14 protein-coding genes and 1 tRNA gene are annotated in these 15,161 nt (G+C 57.1%); 6 read left to right on the top strand and 9 right to left on the bottom strand.

Annotated elements, in window-relative coordinates:
- Positions 1 to 85: 85 nt before the first annotated feature.
- The 5 genes from QMZ29_RS21680 to QMZ29_RS21660 form a co-directional block, all read right to left on the bottom strand.
- Complete coding sequence (locus QMZ29_RS21680) at positions 86 to 430, bottom strand: DUF4156 domain-containing protein (protein ID WP_025305007.1); 345 nt, start codon at positions 428 to 430, stop codon at positions 86 to 88.
- Positions 431 to 733: 303 nt separating this feature from the next.
- The gene (locus tag QMZ29_RS21675) at positions 734 to 2,359 is read right to left on the bottom strand and encodes a methyl-accepting chemotaxis protein (protein ID WP_261425407.1); all 1,626 of its coding nucleotides are present in this window, start codon (positions 2,357 to 2,359) and stop codon (positions 734 to 736) included.
- Positions 2,360 to 2,584: 225 nt separating this feature from the next.
- Positions 2,585 to 4,231 carry a chaperonin GroEL gene (groL, locus tag QMZ29_RS21670; RefSeq protein ID WP_004929662.1) on the bottom strand — a complete coding sequence of 549 codons (1,647 nt, stop codon included), beginning with the start codon at positions 4,229 to 4,231 and terminating at the stop codon, positions 2,585 to 2,587.
- Positions 4,232 to 4,275: 44 nt separating this feature from the next.
- Complete coding sequence (locus tag QMZ29_RS21665) at positions 4,276 to 4,569, bottom strand: co-chaperone GroES (protein ID WP_004929661.1); 294 nt, start codon at positions 4,567 to 4,569, stop codon at positions 4,276 to 4,278.
- Positions 4,570 to 4,758: 189 nt separating this feature from the next.
- Positions 4,759 to 5,247 (bottom strand): FxsA family protein, encoded by a 489-nt coding sequence (locus tag QMZ29_RS21660; protein WP_004929660.1) that lies wholly within the window; start codon positions 5,245 to 5,247, stop codon positions 4,759 to 4,761.
- A gap of 370 nt (positions 5,248 to 5,617) precedes the next feature.
- Between QMZ29_RS21660 and aspA the strand changes: the two genes are divergently transcribed.
- The 6 genes from aspA (at position 5,618) to QMZ29_RS21630 (ending at position 11,459) form a co-directional block, all read left to right on the top strand.
- The gene (gene aspA, locus QMZ29_RS21655) at positions 5,618 to 7,054 is read left to right on the top strand and encodes an aspartate ammonia-lyase (protein WP_004929659.1); all 1,437 of its coding nucleotides are present in this window, start codon (positions 5,618 to 5,620) and stop codon (positions 7,052 to 7,054) included.
- 125 nt (positions 7,055 to 7,179) lie between these two features.
- Entirely contained in the window at positions 7,180 to 8,481 is a 1,302-nt protein-coding gene (locus QMZ29_RS21650; RefSeq protein WP_016929379.1) for an anaerobic C4-dicarboxylate transporter, read from the top strand.
- Positions 8,482 to 8,590: 109 nt separating this feature from the next.
- The gene (gene cutA / locus QMZ29_RS21645) at positions 8,591 to 8,914 is read left to right on the top strand and encodes a divalent cation tolerance protein CutA (protein ID WP_004929657.1); all 324 of its coding nucleotides are present in this window, start codon (positions 8,591 to 8,593) and stop codon (positions 8,912 to 8,914) included.
- Positions 8,890 to 10,605: a protein-disulfide reductase DsbD gene (locus tag QMZ29_RS21640; RefSeq protein WP_261425408.1), complete on the top strand. Its 1,716-nt coding sequence runs from the start codon at positions 8,890 to 8,892 to the stop codon at positions 10,603 to 10,605. The genes cutA and QMZ29_RS21640 overlap by 25 nt, the downstream gene beginning before the upstream one ends.
- A gap of 42 nt (positions 10,606 to 10,647) precedes the next feature.
- The gene (gene dicD, locus QMZ29_RS21635) at positions 10,648 to 11,223 is read left to right on the top strand and encodes a division control transcriptional repressor DicD (RefSeq protein WP_004929655.1); all 576 of its coding nucleotides are present in this window, start codon (positions 10,648 to 10,650) and stop codon (positions 11,221 to 11,223) included.
- 160 nt (positions 11,224 to 11,383) lie between these two features.
- Positions 11,384 to 11,459: transfer RNA gene (locus QMZ29_RS21630), tRNA-Phe, on the top strand.
- A 995-nt stretch (positions 11,460 to 12,454) separates the two neighbouring features.
- On the opposite strand, the gene QMZ29_RS21625 is transcribed toward QMZ29_RS21630, so the two are convergent.
- The 4 genes from QMZ29_RS21625 to QMZ29_RS21610 all read right to left on the bottom strand — a co-directional run bounded on the left by QMZ29_RS21625 (position 12,455) and on the right by QMZ29_RS21610 (position 15,160).
- Positions 12,455 to 12,739, bottom strand: a complete 285-nt coding sequence (locus QMZ29_RS21625) for a hypothetical protein (RefSeq protein WP_043143788.1) — start codon at positions 12,737 to 12,739, stop codon at positions 12,455 to 12,457.
- A 136-nt stretch (positions 12,740 to 12,875) separates the two neighbouring features.
- Complete coding sequence (locus tag QMZ29_RS21620) at positions 12,876 to 13,412, bottom strand: helix-turn-helix transcriptional regulator (protein WP_060433953.1); 537 nt, start codon at positions 13,410 to 13,412, stop codon at positions 12,876 to 12,878.
- A gap of 252 nt (positions 13,413 to 13,664) precedes the next feature.
- Positions 13,665 to 14,477: an MrpH family fimbial adhesin gene (locus tag QMZ29_RS21615; RefSeq protein ID WP_164068724.1), complete on the bottom strand. Its 813-nt coding sequence runs from the start codon at positions 14,475 to 14,477 to the stop codon at positions 13,665 to 13,667.
- Positions 14,478 to 14,647: 170 nt separating this feature from the next.
- On the bottom strand, positions 14,648 to 15,160 hold the full coding sequence (locus tag QMZ29_RS21610; protein ID WP_164068726.1) for a fimbrial protein: 513 nt from the start codon (positions 15,158 to 15,160) through the stop codon (positions 14,648 to 14,650).
- Position 15,161 lies beyond the last annotated feature (1 nt).

The following is a 15,161-nucleotide window of genomic DNA, read 5'->3' as shown; positions in this document are numbered from 1 at the left end:
GCGCGCCACATGGCCCGATGGAACGAAAAGAGGAATGCCGTGGCATTCCTCTTTTTTATTTCTTTGCGGCTGCGGCCTCAGCGCCTTACGGGCACTTGTAAACCTGGCCGACCATTTTGCTGTCCAGCGGTGCGAAGCTGGAGAGCAGATTCTGGCTCGGGCTGTTGGCGCCGTAGATCACGTTGCCGCCCATGGCCGCCGCCTTGTTGCGCAGATCGTTGGCCGCACCGCGCATGGAGCTGCCTTCACCGCCGTTGCCGGACAGCCAGTTGCTCTGGGTGCCGGTCACTTCCCCCAGCAGCTGGCATTCCGCCGCCGGCTTGCTGTCGGTGAACTTGATCTGCTGACCCGCAGCGGTCAGTTCATGAGTGGTGCTGCAACCCGCCAGCAGCATCGCTGCCGAAAGACCCAGTAAGGCTTTAATCCGCATCTTGTTCCCCATTCGATGTTGAGAATTACGCAAAATCTTCTACCCGTCGCCTTTCAAGCTGTAGCGTTGTTGACTGCACTCGCTCACCCCAGTTACTTACTCAAGTAAGCGCCTGGGGACTCACGAGCTGGCCGCCTAGCTACAACTTGAAATTCATAGGGTATATCAGAAAGCGATGCCATCTCTTAAGCATCCGTTGCCGCGCGAGCGGGCCAACGTCTTGAGCGACAGCTGATGACTTACCAGTTTACCAGCTAAATCGCCCCGGGCGGCAAAAATATCATCAAATACAGTGCGGCGGCGTTATACCCAACCGGCAACGGTCGCCGATGCCTGCGCCTCCACGTCGCCCTGGCGCGATTCCCCCTCCGCCAGTTTGAATACCGCCACCGCCTGCGCCAGCAGGGCCGCCTGTTCCTCCACGCCGACGGCGGTGGTCGCCACCTCCTCCACCAGCGCGGCGTTCTGCTGGGTCACCTGATCCATCTGGGTCACCGCCACCCCGACCTGCTCGACGCCTTTGCTTTGCTCTTCCGACGCATAGGAGATGTTATCCATCAGCGACGTCACCTGGTTCACCGAGCCGACGATGGCATTCATCGTCTCGCCCGCCTGTTCCACCAGCCGCACGCCGGCGGCGATATCGCCGGTTACGCCGTCGACCAGACCGCTGATCTCCTTGGCCGAAGTCGCGCAGCGCTGCGCCAGATTGCGCACTTCGCCGGCTACCACCGCAAAACCCCGCCCCTGCTCCCCGGCGCGGGCGGCCTCGACGGCGGCGTTCAGCGCCAGAATGTTGGTCTGGAAGGCGATGCCGTCGATCACGCTGGTAATATCCCCCACCTGACGCGCGCTGTCGTTGATCGCCCGCATCTTGTCGATCGCGCTGGCCATCAGCGTTTCGCCGTTGCGGGCAATGCCGGCGGTCTGATTGACCATGCCGGCGGCCTGAGTGGCGTTATCGGCGTTTTGCCGCACCGTGGCGGTAATCTGCTCCATGCTGGCGGCGGTTTCCGTCAGCGCGCTGGCTTGTTCTTCGGTGCGGCTGGAGAGATCGGCGTTGCCGACGGCGATCTCGTGCGTACCGTGGTTGATCGACTCCACGCCGTCACGCACCTGCTGCACGGTCGCACTCAGCTCCTGCTGCATCGTCCGTAGGCTGGCGAACAGCATGCCGATCTCATCGTTGTTGCGTACCGCGATCTCGCTGCGTAGATCGCCGCGCCCAACCTTTTGCAAGTGTTCGGCGATCTGGCGCAGCGGCAGAATCAAGCGCCGGCGGAAATCACGCTGCACGGCGACCAGCAGCAGCAGGATCGCCGCCAGGGTGCCACTCAGCAGGCGGGCGAAGACTTTTTGGGTCTGCTCCGCCTCTTCCACTGCCAGACGGTGGGCGGCCACCGTGGCCCGCATGTAGTCGGCAAACTGGTTATCCAACCGCTGGCGCACCTGGCGCTTCTCTGCCGCCATGGCGTGCAGCCGCTCGATCAGCGCCGTCTGTGGCGTGTCGGCCAACAGCGTCAGTTCTTGCTTCAGCACCGCCTGCTGCGCCAGGTAAACCTTTTTCATCGCCTCGCCCAGATCCGGGCGCGATACCGTCAGGCCCGGCGTCTCCCAAAACAGGTTGAACGCGACGTCGGCGCTGCGCAGCTCACCTCGCGCCTCATCGATACCCTGCTGAATATCGGCTCTGCTGGTCTGCGCCCAGCGCTCGAACGCCATGTTGTCGATCAGCGTCTGCGTTTGCAGCAAAGCACGCCAACTGCGGTTCAGCGCCGCTTCCTCGTCGGAGAAGGTGCTCATCCTGTCGATACTGTGGCCGTTTTGCTGCATGAAATAGAAGGCAATGGCGCCGGTTCCCATGGGCATCAAGCCCAGCAGCAACAGCATCATCATCAGCCAGGTGGCTATTTTCATATTTTTCAGCATAAGTCGTCTCCGTTGACAGTCACACCGGCGAGGGGAAATTCCCCGCCTGGTAGGGGCTATATCGGTACGAAACGACAACGGTTTAGGGTAAAAACAAAATAATGCAATTATTCATTCACCAAACTAATAACAAGCTAACAAAACATCCTTTTAATTGATTTTTAAGCTAAAAAAAACCCCGGTCAGTTGACCGGGGTTCTCAGCACACAAGCGTGTGGGGGATGATTACATCATGCCGCCCATGCCGCCCATGCCACCCATGCCGCCTGCTGCGCCCAGATCCGGTGCGTCAGCCTTCGGCAGGTCGGTGACCATGCATTCGGTGGTGATCATCAGGCCAGCCACGGAAGCCGCGTACTGCAGAGCAGAACGGGTCACTTTGGTTGGATCCAGGATACCCATCGCGATCATGTCGCCGTATTCTTCAGAGTAAGCGTTGTAGCCGTAGCTGCCTTCGCCCGCTTTCACCTGGTTGGCGATAACGGAAGCTTCTTCACCGGCGTTGACCACGATCTGACGCAGAGGGGCTTCCATTGCGCGCAGCGCAACTTTGATACCCACGTTCTGGTCTTCGTTGTCGCCTTTCAGCGCGGCGATTTTGCCTGCAACGCGGATCAGCGCGACGCCACCGCCGGCAACCACGCCTTCTTCCACTGCGGCGCGGGTCGCGTGCAGGGCGTCTTCAACGCGGGCTTTCTTCTCTTTCATTTCAACTTCAGTGGCTGCGCCAACTTTGATAACGGCAACGCCGCCGGCCAGTTTCGCTACGCGCTCCTGCAGTTTTTCACGATCGTAGTCAGAGGTCGCTTCTTCGATCTGCTGACGAATTTGAGCAACGCGGCCCTGGATGGTCGCTTCGTCGCCCACGCCATCGATGATGATGGTGGTGTCTTTGTTGATCACAACGCGTTTTGCCTGACCCAGGTCTTCCAGAGTGGCTTTTTCCAGCTCCAGACCGATCTCTTCAGAGATAACGGTACCGGCAGTCAGGGTCGCGATATCCTGCAGCATGGCTTTACGACGGTCGCCGAAGCCAGGTGCCTTAACGGCAGCCACTTTCACGATGCCGCGCATGGTGTTGACCACCAGAGTCGCCAGCGCTTCGCCTTCTACGTCTTCAGCGATGATCAGCAGCGGTTTGCCTGCTTTGGCAACGGCTTCCAGCACCGGCAGCATTTCGCGGATGTTGGAGATCTTCTTGTCAGCCAGCAGGATGAACGGGCTTTCCAGCTCAACAGAACCGGTTTCCGGCTTGTTGATGAAGTATGGGGACAGGTAACCGCGGTCGAACTGCATACCTTCAACCACGTCCAGCTCGTCTTGCAGGCCGGTGCCTTCTTCAACGGTGATAACGCCTTCTTTGCCCACTTTCTCCATCGCTTCCGCGATCAGTTTACCCACGGTTTCGTCGGAGTTGGCGGAGATGGTGCCGACCTGAGCGATAGCTTTGGAATCGGAGCAAGGTACGGACAGTTTTTTCAGTTCTTCAACCGCAGCGACAACCGCTTTGTCGATGCCGCGCTTCAGATCCATCGGGTTCATGCCTGCAGCAACCGCTTTCAGGCCTTCGGTGATGATGGATTGAGCCAGTACGGTTGCAGTGGTGGTGCCGTCGCCCGCCGCGTCGTTCGCTTTGGAGGCCACTTCTTTCACCATCTGTGCGCCCATGTTCTCGAACTTGTCTTCCAGTTCGATTTCACGCGCAACGGAAACGCCGTCTTTGGTGATGGTCGGTGCGCCGAAAGATTTATCCAGCACTACGTTGCGGCCTTTCGGGCCCAGGGTCACTTTTACTGCATCAGCGAGAACATTCACGCCGCGGAGCATTTTCACGCGAGCGTCATTGCCGAATTTTACGTCTTTAGCTGCCATTGGTATTTCCCTTCAACTCGTTCAGTTCAGAAGATAAAGCGCAATTACGCTTCAACAATTGCCAGAATGTCGCTTTCGGACATGATCAACACTTCTTCATTGTCGATCTTCTCTGCTTTCACGCCGTAGCCGTCGTTGAAAATCACGATATCGCCAACTTTCACATCCAGCGGTTGGATGTTGCCGTTTTCCAGCACACGCCCTTTACCCACTGCAACCACTTCACCGCGAGTGGATTTACCCGCAGCAGAGCCAGTCAGGACGATGCCGCCAGCAGATTTTGATTCAACTTCTTTGCGCTTGACGATAACGCGGTCATGCAATGGACGAATACTCATTGAACGCTCTCCTGTAAGAAGGTCTCTATCAGATTTAGGGTTGTACACCGGATGGTTGTTATTACCGGCCTCGTGGCATTTGAGATGGGGGCGTTCCAGCCCCCTTCAAGGGGGCGAACAAAAAAAATTTCGCATTTTCGGTTCGGCGAGTGCCGCAGAGATGAAAAACGCGGCCTGAGCCGCGTTTGCTTAACGATCGTGAGGTTTGCGATCCTCGTCCGGGCGGTGTTCCAGCACCGGGCGTTCGTCGTCCTTGCGCTGGAATTCGCCGTCGAAGGTATTGCCGTTGGCGGCGTCGCCGCCCGTCCAACCGCCGGGGCGATACACCGACAGGTGCGGCATCAGCTTCAGCGTCAGCGATTTTTGCACCGGCGGCAGCAGCAGCAACAGGCCGAGGAAGTCGGTGAAGAAGCCCGGTATCAGCAGCAGGAAGCCCGCCAGCACCAGCGAAACGCTTTTCACCATTTCCGCCGCCGGGCTTTCGCCGGCCGCCAGTTTTTGCTGCATCTGCACGAAGGTTTTCATGCCCTGATTGCGCACCAGCGAAATGCCGACGCAGGAGCTGAACACCACCAGCAGCAGGGTGACAGCCACGCCGAGCACGGCGGCGACTTTGATAAAGATGGATATTTCTATGTAAGCCAGCAGAAATATCAGCAGTAGCGGTAACCAGCGCACCTGGTTCTCCTATCGGTAGGTAAAGCACGGCCGCCATGGGGGCGACAGCGCGAAAAAAGAGGCCGTAAACGGCCGACACCATTACAATGAGGGCATCCCCCCACCATTTCAACCGAGAGCCGGTTTTTATTGCTAAAGTTCACAAACGTGAAAGAAGTCACAGAACCGGAAAAGGGCATATCCTTAAACACCATAAGGTGATCTGGGTTCAGTCATTTCTTACCAACCAGCATATGATCTGGGCAGCAACGGGCGATTTGGTTAATCGTTTCACGCCCCAAGCCTTCGGCAACATTAATTTAGGCTGTGCCCTTACTAGCCTTGACCTGACAAATTATTAATTCGGCAGCAACACATAGAGAAGGTTCTCATGTCAAACAACATTCGTATCGAAGAAGACCTGTTAGGAACACGTGAAGTCCCCGCAGACGCTTACTACGGAGTTCACACTCTGCGTGCGATTGAAAACTTCTACATCAGCAACAGCAAAATCAGCGATGTCCCCGAGTTCGTTCGCGGCATGGTGATGGTGAAAAAGGCCGCGGCGATGGCCAACAAAGAACTCAAAACCATCCCACGCAAAATCGCCGACGTGATCATCCAGGCCTGCGACGAGGTGTTGGATAAAGGCAAGTGCATGGATCAGTTCCCGGTGGACGTGTTCCAGGGCGGCGCAGGCACCTCGCTGAACATGAACACCAACGAAGTGCTGGCGAACATCGGCCTGGAGCTGATGGGCCATCAAAAAGGCGAATACCAGTACCTGAACCCGAACGATCACCTCAATAAGTGCCAGTCCACCAACGACGCCTACCCGACCGGGTTCCGCATCGCGGTGTACGCCTCCAACCAGAAACTGATCGACGCCATCAACCAGCTGCGTGAAGGCTTCGATCGCAAGGCGAAAGAGTTCGAAACCATCCTGAAAATGGGCCGCACCCAGCTGCAGGACGCAGTGCCGATGACCCTCGGCCAGGAATTCCACGCCTTCAGCGTGCTGCTGAACGAAGAGACCCGCAACCTGCACCGCACCGCGGAGCTGCTGCTGGAAGTTAACCTGGGCGCCACCGCCATCGGCACCGCGCTCAACACCCCGGAAGGCTATCAGCCGCTGGCGGTGCAAAAACTGGCGGAAGTCAGCGGCCTGCCGGTGGTACCGGCGGAAGACCTGATCGAAGCCACCTCCGACTGCGGCGCCTACGTGATGGTGCACAGCGCACTCAAACGCCTGGCGGTGAAACTGTCCAAAATCTGTAACGACCTGCGCCTGCTCTCCTCCGGCCCGCGCGCTGGCCTGAACGAAATCAACCTGCCGGAGCTGCAGGCGGGGTCGTCCATCATGCCGGCCAAAGTGAACCCGGTGGTGCCGGAAGTGGTCAATCAGGTGTGTTTCAAGGTGATTGGCAACGACACTTGCGTTACCATGGCGGCCGAAGCGGGCCAGCTGCAGCTGAACGTGATGGAGCCGGTGATCGGCCAGGCGATGTTCGAGTCGATCCACATCCTGACCAACGCCTGCTACAACCTGCTGGAAAAATGCATTAACGGCATCACCGCGAATAAAGAAGTCTGCGAACACTACGTCTTCAACTCGATCGGTATCGTCACCTATCTGAACCCGTTCATTGGCCACCACAACGGTGACATCGTCGGGAAGATCTGCGCCGAAACCGGCAAGAGCGTGCGCGAAGTGGTGCTGGAACGCGGCCTGCTGACCGAAGCCGAGCTGGATGACATCTTCTCCGTGGAGAACCTGATGCACCCGGCTTATAAAGCTAAACGCTATACGGATGAAAATGAACAATAACAGACCTACCCGGTAGCCCTGAAAGGCACGCTAAATCCTCTGGATAGCGTGCCTTTTTACTTTCCGGCGCCCACAAAATTTTAACGTTTGATTTTCAATTTCTCTCATTTTAAGGAGTAAACACTATGCTAGCCGTAGAATTGGTTATCGTTCTGCTGGCCATCTTTTTAGGGGCCAGGTTGGGCGGTATCGGTATCGGGTTCGCGGGGGGGTTGGGCGTTCTGGTCCTGGCGCTGATCGGCGTCAAGCCAGGCAGCATTCCCTTCGACGTGATTTCCATCATCATGGCGGTGATCGCGGCGATCTCCGCGATGCAGGTCGCCGGGGGGATGGACTATCTGGTGCAGCAGACCGAAAAACTGCTGCGCAAGAACCCCAAACACATCACCATTCTCGCCCCTATCGTCACTTACTTCCTGACCATCTTCGCCGGCACCGGCAACATCTCGCTCTCGGCGCTGCCGGTGATCGCCGAGGTGGCGAAAGAGCAGGGCATCAAGCCTTGCCGCCCGCTGTCGACCGCCGTCGTCTCCGCCCAGATCGCCATCACCGCCTCGCCGATCTCCGCCGCGGTGGTGTACATGTCTTCGGTGATGGAAGGCCACGGCGTCAGCTACCTGCACCTGTTGATGGTGGTGATCCCATCCACCTTCTGCGCCGTGCTGGTGATGTCGCTGCTGGTGACCTGGCTGTTCGACTCCAAGCTGTCTAACGATCCGGTGTACCTGAAACGCCTGGAAGAAGGCCTGATCACCCTGCGCGGCAACAACGCGCTGGCGATCAAACCGCGCGCCAAAACCTCGGTGCTGCTGTTCCTGCTGGGCGTGCTGTGCGTGGTCGCCTACGCCATCATCAACAGCCCGGGCCTGGGCCTGGTGGCCAAGCCGCTGATGAACACCACCAACGCCATCCTGATCATCATGCTGAGCGTCGCCACGCTGACCACCCTGCTGTGCCGCGTCGACACCGACATGGTGCTGAACTCCAGCACCTTCAAGGCCGGCATGAGCGCCTGTATCTGTATCCTCGGCGTCGCCTGGCTGGGCGACACCTTCGTGCAGGCCAACATCGACTGGATCAAAGAGACGGCCGGCAGCGTCATTCAGGCGCACCCGTGGCTGCTGGCGGTGATCTTCTTCTTCTGCTCGGCGCTGCTGTACTCGCAGGCCGCCACCGCCAAGGCGCTGATGCCAATGGCGCTGGCGCTGAACGTGTCGCCGCTGACCGCCGTCGCCTCCTTCGCGGCCGTTTCCGGCCTGTTCATCCTGCCGACCTACCCGACGCTGGTCGCCGCGGTGCAGATGGACGATACCGGCACCACGCGCATCGGCCGCTTCGTGTTCAACCATCCGTTCTTCATTCCCGGCACCATGGGCGTGATTTTCGCGGTGGTATTCGGCTTCCTGCTCGGCAGCGTCATGCTGTAAGGCTTAGACCGGGGCTGCGGCCCCGGTTTTCCTTCTGGCGATAAACTCGCCTTCTAGCCAATCCGCCTTCAGGGTATAGTGCCCATTCAAACCGATGAGAGGGCTGAAGATGTCTGATTGCGAAGCTGTCGTCATACTCTGTACCGCACCCGATGAAGCCAGCGCCCAGGAACTGGCGGCGCGGGTCTTGGGCGATAAGCTGGCGGCCTGCGCCACGCTGCTGCCCGGCGCCACCTCGCTGTATTACTGGGAAGGGAAACTGGAACAGGAATACGAAGTGCAGATGCTGTTCAAAAGCGATCGCCGCCGTCAGCAAGCCCTGCTCGACACCCTGAAACAACATCACCCTTACCAGACGCCCGAGCTGCTGGTCTTGCCGGTGATGGCCGGAGATAAAGACTACCTGTTATGGATCAACGCTTCCTTAAACTGATTTTGCTGCTGTGCAGCCTGTGCTTCCTGCCGCAGGCGGCGCAGGCTTCGCTGTTCGCGCCGAAGGGCGGCAGCCAGTTCGTGCCTGTCGATCAGGCCTTCACTTTCGATTTCAAACAGCAAGGCAACCAGGTAACGCTGAACTGGCAGATCCGCCCCGGCTACTACCTGTATCGTCAGCAGATCAAACTGGTGCCGCAGCAGGCGACGCTCGGCGCGTTTACCCTGCCCGAAGGACTGAGCCACAAGGATGAATTCTTCGGCGAAGTGGCGATTTTCAAACAGCAGCTGAATCTGCAGGTGCCGCTGCAACAGGCGGCGGCCAACGCCAGCCTCAGCGTCACCTATCAGGGCTGCGCCGAGGCCGGCTTCTGCTATCCGCCGGAAACCCGAACCATCCCGCTGGACGCGGTCAGCGCCACCGCCGCCGCGCCGCTCTCGGCCTCTGCGCCGGCTGAAGCCCCTGCCGCACCGGCCAGCCTGCCGTTCTCGCCGCTGTGGGCATTGCTGATCGGCATCGGTATCGCCTTCACCCCGTGCGTACTGCCGATGTACCCGCTGATCTCCGGCATCATCCTCGGCCGCGACCGGCCGCAAAGCAGCGGCCGCATTCTGGCGCTGGCGGTGGTTTACGTGCAGGGCATGGCGCTCACCTACACCCTGCTGGGCTTGGTGGTGGCCGCCGCCGGATTGCAGTTCCAGGCGGCGCTGCAGCATCCTTACGTCCTGATTGGCCTGTCGGCGCTGTTCATCGCGCTGGCGCTGTCGATGTTCGGCCTCTATTCCCTGCAGTTACCCTCGGCGCTGCAAACCCGGCTGGCAAACTGGAGCAACACCCAGCGCGGCGGCTCACTGACCGGCGTGTTCCTGATGGGCGCCCTGGCCGGGCTGATCTGTTCCCCCTGCACCACCGCGCCGCTCAGCGCCATCCTGCTGTATATCGCCCAGAGCGGTAATCTGTGGGCCGGCGGCGGCACGCTGTACCTGTACGCGCTGGGAATGGGCATTCCGCTGGTGATCGTCACCCTGTTCGGCAATCGCCTGCTGCCGCGCAGCGGCCCGTGGATGCAGTACGTGAAAGAGGCCTTCGGCTTCGTCATTCTGGCGCTGCCGGTGTTCCTGCTGGAGCGGGTGATCGGCGACCTGTGGGGCATGCGCCTATGGAGCCTGCTCGGCCTGGCGTTCTTCAGCTGGGCCTTCGCCCTGAGCCTAAGAAGCGCACGCGGCTGGGCGCGTGCCCTGCAATTGCTGTTGCTGGCGGCGGCGGTGATCGCCGCGCGGCCGCTGCAAGACTGGGCTTTCGGCACCGACCAGGCGCAGCAGGCGGCTCAACCGCATCTGGCCTTTACCCGCATCAACAACGTCGAACAGCTCGATCTCGCGCTACAACAGGCGCGGGGCAAGCCGGTGATGCTGGATCTGTACGCCGACTGGTGCGTGGCCTGTAAAGAGTTCGAAAAATACACCTTCAGCGACGCCGCGGTGCAGGCAAGCCTGGCCAACGCGGTGCTGCTGCAGGCGGACGTCACCGCTAACAGCGCGGAACAGGCGGCGCTGCTGAAGCACCTGAAGGTGCTGGGGCTGCCGACGATCCTGTTCTTCGATCCGGCGGGCCAGGAACTGACAGCACAGCGGGTCACCGGTTTTATGAAGGCGGAAGCCTTCAACGCGCATTTGCAGAAAGTGATGTGATAAATAACACTGAGGTTCTGAACCGAAGAGGAGGAAGCACAAGTGCAACGTGAACACGTCCTTGATACCGCGCTGGGCCTGTTGGAACAACAGGGCCTGGCGACCGCCACATTAGAGATGCTGGCGGAAAAACTCGACGTTCAGCCCGGCGATCTCAAGCGGTTCTGGCCAGATCGCGAAGCGCTGCTGTACGACTGCCTGCGCTACCACGGCCAACAGATCGACACCTGGCGCCGCCAGCTGCTGCTGGACGAGAGCCTGAGCCCGCAGCAAAAGCTGCTGGCGCGCTATGACGTGCTGGCGGAATACGTGCAGCAAGACCGCTACCCCGGCTGCCTGTTTATCGCCGCCTGCAGCTTCTTCCCGGAAACGGATCATCCGATCCACCAACTGGCGGAGCAGCAAAAGCTGACCTCGCTGGAGCTGACCCGCGAACTGCTGCGCGACATGGATGCCGACGACGCCGACATGGTGGCGCAGCAAATGGAATTGATTCAGGAAGGCTGCCTGAGCAAACTGCTGGTAAAACGCCAGCTCCAGGACGTATCGGTCGCCAAACGGCTGGCGGAAGACATCTTGCAGGTGGCGCAGTGCCGCCGCAACGGGGCGTTAAGCTGAATCGGCAGGGTTGGCGGCACAGCCAACCCAAGGTGATAGCCAGAACAGGCGCATTTTTTGCGCCCTTTGCCTGAAAAGCCAGCAACCGGAGGCATTTTAACGTCTTTCACGCATAAAGCCATTGACGGCTTTCGGCCAATACGGTTTAATGCTGCGCGTTGCCCGGATAGCTCAGTCGGTAGAGCAGGGGATTGAAAATCCCCGTGTCCTTGGTTCGATTCCGAGTCCGGGCACCATATTCAGAAGAACCCGCCTATGGCGGGTTTTTCGCTTTCTGGGGTACGGACTCTCCATCGAACTGCGTTCGATTATTCGGCCAAAGGCCTCACCCTGCGGGCCAGCGCTGAAGCGCTGTTCAACGCGGCGCCAGCGCCGGTTGTCCGAGTCCGGTCGCCCTATTCAGAAGAACCCGCCTATGGCTGGGTTTTTGCTTTTCAGGAACAGGACTCTCCATCGAACTGCGTTCGATTATTCGGCCAAGGGCCTCACCCTGCGGGCCAGCGCTAAAGCGCTATTCAACACGGCACCAGCGCCGGTTGTCCGAGTCCGGTCGCCCTATTTAGAAGAACCCGCCTATGGCGGGTTTTTCGCTTTCTGGGGTACGGACTCTCCATCGAACTGCGTTCGATTATTCGGCCAAAGGCCTCACCCTGCGGGCCAGCGCTGAAGCGCTGTTCAACGCGGCGCCAGCGCCGGTTGTCCGAGTCCGGGCACCCTATTTAGAAGAACCCGCCTATGGCGGGTTTTTCGCTTTCTGGGGTACGGACTCTCCATCGAACTGCGTTCGATTATTCGGCCAAAGGCCTCACCCTGCGGGCCAGCGCCGGTTGTCCGAGTCCGGGCACCCTCTTTCGTTGAGGCGGATACTACTCTCTGGTAAAAAACGCTACGTCATACAATACGTAGCAGCGTCAATGATGACGTCGCAATGCCAACCAACGGGAAGAATGGCCGAGTTCTTGAATAGATAGCTGCCTTTTCTTCATCCGCTGCGCATGTTTGTAGAATGAATAGATGCTTAAACACAACAAGAATATCGCGAAATAAAACAAATCCACTTAACCTTTCCCTTGGTGTAGATAATACCCCACGTAAATTACGTACAGCTACCATCACTGCCAACGATAATAATTCACCGAACTTATATTTTTAGTCGGAACAACAGGATATTTAATCAATAGCCACAAAAAAAGCAGGGAGGATGACCCTGCTTGTCATTTAAAAATCAATATTACTGGCATAGCGGCGAGTATTTTTTCATAAACGGCGATTCACAAATCGCATTCATGACTTCGCCTTTATCTTTTTCTTTAGGCTTGACGCCTGTGTTGGTATTGCCCGCACATTGCCCACCATTTTTCCCTTGACCATTAATGCATTGACCAAAATCGCTATTGCCGGCGCCGCTGGCGTTGCCATTATTGCCCTGCACGTTATGATTGCCGTTAAAACCGGCATGTGCATAAGATGCCATCATGATGCAAGCGCCAATAAGTAAAGCCGCTGTCTTTTTCATAACTTTCCCTTTTGCTATCTAACAAATGAATAAAACAAGAATTAACATTCTCCCGGTAAATGTTAATCAAAATAAGCTATCCTTTAGCGATATAAAGATAACAGATGGGAATAATTAAAATCATTCCCCATCACGGTTAGGAATACTCTGCCTCTGGAGATAGTAACCAATACATAAAGTCATGGCTGCGGTTTAACATCAGCTTACCCATTACCGAACGTTTATGGCTGTGCACCGTTTTAACGCTCACACCCATTATTCTGGCGGTTTGCGATTGATCCAACCCACGCCGCATATAGCCGATAACCTGCCGCTCACGGCGGGTCAGCGCCTGACCGGAAAAATGGCATACCGGGCCGGGATTGGCCAGGGCATCGGTCAGCAGCGTAAACAGGTATTGCTGATCGTCAGTGCGGTACAACACCCGGCTTGTACGCCTGGCGACAAGGGTCTGCCTTTCTTTAATGGTGACGACGTGTGCCCTTGAATAGGCAGCCCAGCATCGGGTACGTCGGATCTGCGAGGTCAACACGATGTCAGGCCGCTCATCGCTGCCTGGCGGCAGGAAATGCGCGACTTTGTTATACTGCTGCGCATATTTCGCAATGCTTAACCGCAAGCCGGCGGCAAAATAGCGGTTTTCGTCATCAATCACAATATTGATTGGTTTCATTGTCTGAGCCTCCTGTAGGCCTATTTTCCCTTGTTTGCCAAACGAGAAACTATTCCTGAGAAACAGCCCGGTAGATTCTGCCTCCACCGTTATTCATTTTACGCAGCCTTCCGCTTAAAATACTTTCAGTGGAAGGGCCAAGAGTAACAGCGCCTAATGAAACGTATCGCTGATAATCACATTCCTAACGGGGTAACACATTCATAACGCCAGCACCCCATTAAAAAGAGGGGGCGGGCCGTTTAGTCACTGTTATATGATTTCTATTATCGCTACCACAGGCACAGAAAACGGGCCGGTATGTGACGTATTATTATTCCTGAGATCACCGTCGATAAAGATTTCTCTATTGCCGCCTGGCACTTTTATATAATCCTCGCCCACGCCGGTGATCAGGTCTCTAAACTTCAGGCTGGCGGTCATCCGCCCGTCCTGGCTTAACGACATGTTGGTGACATTGGAATTAAACTTAACGCGTAAGTAAGCCTCGCTGGCACAATTTATCTTGATGCTTCCCGTGGCCTGCCGGGCCGTAACGTCGCTGCTGAATGAGCCAAAGTCAACGATGGCGTTCGTGTCAAGAATATCGCAGCTGTTTGTCCTGGGTATCTCTGGGGAGCAGCCGAAAGGGCCACTCCATTTACCGTTAATTGACACACCGAAGCAGAGTCTAAGAGGCCAGTTGTTAATCTGATTTATATCTCTGGTCGAGTTCGTTCCATTGCGCCCTAAATACCTGACTAACGGCGCGAGCTCCCCCATGGTTTTGGCCGTTTTCGTGCTGGTCTTGCAATCCGCCGTGTTGCAGCTGCTGTTGGTCTCAACCAATGCCACACCTACACGTGGGGAGCTCGATAAGGTCATCACCACAGATAAATTGCAGTCTCTTTGCCCATAACAGGGGTTGGGTTCCTGCGAATCCGGTAAAATACGGAGAAACGTAAAAGAGAGGAAAGCATTGTAAGGGGTTATATACTCTATACGAGGAATAGCCTCAAAATTAGCGGAGCTGGCCACATTCGTGCCGCCGAAAAATACGATTAACACTAAAAAAATCTTTTTCATCTGGTTACCCTGCCGGCAAAATAGATTATCCGACCTCGCCAATGGCGAAAATATTCCGCCGGTTAAGTGCCGTCGGTGCGCCTCTTTCCACCGCGCTTATAATGCAGTGGCTTTAATTGATGCCGCAACCCAGCACCGAAGCAGTGCAGCTTCGGTGCTGGGATAATGCTTTACTCATACATAGCGGTCATGGTAGCCGACGCGGTGAAAGCCCCCTCAGGTAAACCTGCGCTCGGTTTACCAATCGGCACGGCATAAAGCTTGGTCGGGTTATTTATATCGGCGATCACCAGCTTAGTCTTGGGCACATAGGTGGTATCTCCGGTGCCCTGAACAATGCGTAACCCGAAATTATTAAATTGTGGGGTAGGTTGGGCCTGGATCGCGTTGTAGTCGCCCCATGGTACGGTCGTATATTCCAGCATTACCTTAAGCTGACCACTATTTGGTGAACCGCCGGAGCAGGAAATGGTGTAGGGGATCTCCATTTTTTTGTAGCCGACGCCATCCACTTTATTGCTCACTACTTCCTGAAAATCAACGCTGATATCTTTACCCGTGTTGAGGACGCAGTCTGGCGCCGTCACCAGCTTACCGGTAAAGTTCACATTTATCGCCTGCGCCGCGCCGCTGGCCAGCAACCCCATGCAGGCCAAGGCGGCCAACCCTGGAATATATTTCATC

This window comes from Serratia sp. PF-27 (genome assembly GCF_030053255.1).
Taxonomy (GTDB): Bacteria; Pseudomonadota; Gammaproteobacteria; order Enterobacterales; family Enterobacteriaceae; genus Serratia; species Serratia bockelmannii.
This window is presented reverse-complemented; position numbering and strand designations above follow the sequence as displayed.

What these genes read in the sequence shown, in the direction of transcription:
- QMZ29_RS21680 (WP_025305007.1), bottom strand. Translation starts at nt 430, where the DNA reads ATGCGGATTAAAGCCTTACTGGGTCTTTCGGCAGCGATGCTGCTGGCG.
- QMZ29_RS21675 (WP_261425407.1), bottom strand. Translation starts at nt 2,359, where the DNA reads ATGCTGAAAAATATGAAAATAGCCACCTGGCTGATGATGATGCTGTTG.
- groL (WP_004929662.1), bottom strand. Translation starts at nt 4,231, where the DNA reads ATGGCAGCTAAAGACGTAAAATTCGGCAATGACGCTCGCGTGAAAATG.
- QMZ29_RS21665 (WP_004929661.1), bottom strand. Translation starts at nt 4,569, where the DNA reads ATGAGTATTCGTCCATTGCATGACCGCGTTATCGTCAAGCGCAAAGAA.
- aspA (WP_004929659.1), top strand. Translation starts at nt 5,618, where the DNA reads ATGTCAAACAACATTCGTATCGAAGAAGACCTGTTAGGAACACGTGAA.
- QMZ29_RS21650 (WP_016929379.1), top strand. Translation starts at nt 7,180, where the DNA reads ATGCTAGCCGTAGAATTGGTTATCGTTCTGCTGGCCATCTTTTTAGGG.
- cutA (WP_004929657.1), top strand. Translation starts at nt 8,591, where the DNA reads ATGTCTGATTGCGAAGCTGTCGTCATACTCTGTACCGCACCCGATGAA.
- QMZ29_RS21640 (WP_261425408.1), top strand. Translation starts at nt 8,890, where the DNA reads ATGGATCAACGCTTCCTTAAACTGATTTTGCTGCTGTGCAGCCTGTGC.
- QMZ29_RS21625 (WP_043143788.1), bottom strand. Translation starts at nt 12,739, where the DNA reads ATGAAAAAGACAGCGGCTTTACTTATTGGCGCTTGCATCATGATGGCA.
- QMZ29_RS21620 (WP_060433953.1), bottom strand. Translation starts at nt 13,412, where the DNA reads ATGAAACCAATCAATATTGTGATTGATGACGAAAACCGCTATTTTGCC.
- QMZ29_RS21615 (WP_164068724.1), bottom strand. Translation starts at nt 14,477, where the DNA reads ATGAAAAAGATTTTTTTAGTGTTAATCGTATTTTTCGGCGGCACGAAT.
- QMZ29_RS21610 (WP_164068726.1), bottom strand. Translation starts at nt 15,160, where the DNA reads ATGAAATATATTCCAGGGTTGGCCGCCTTGGCCTGCATGGGGTTGCTG.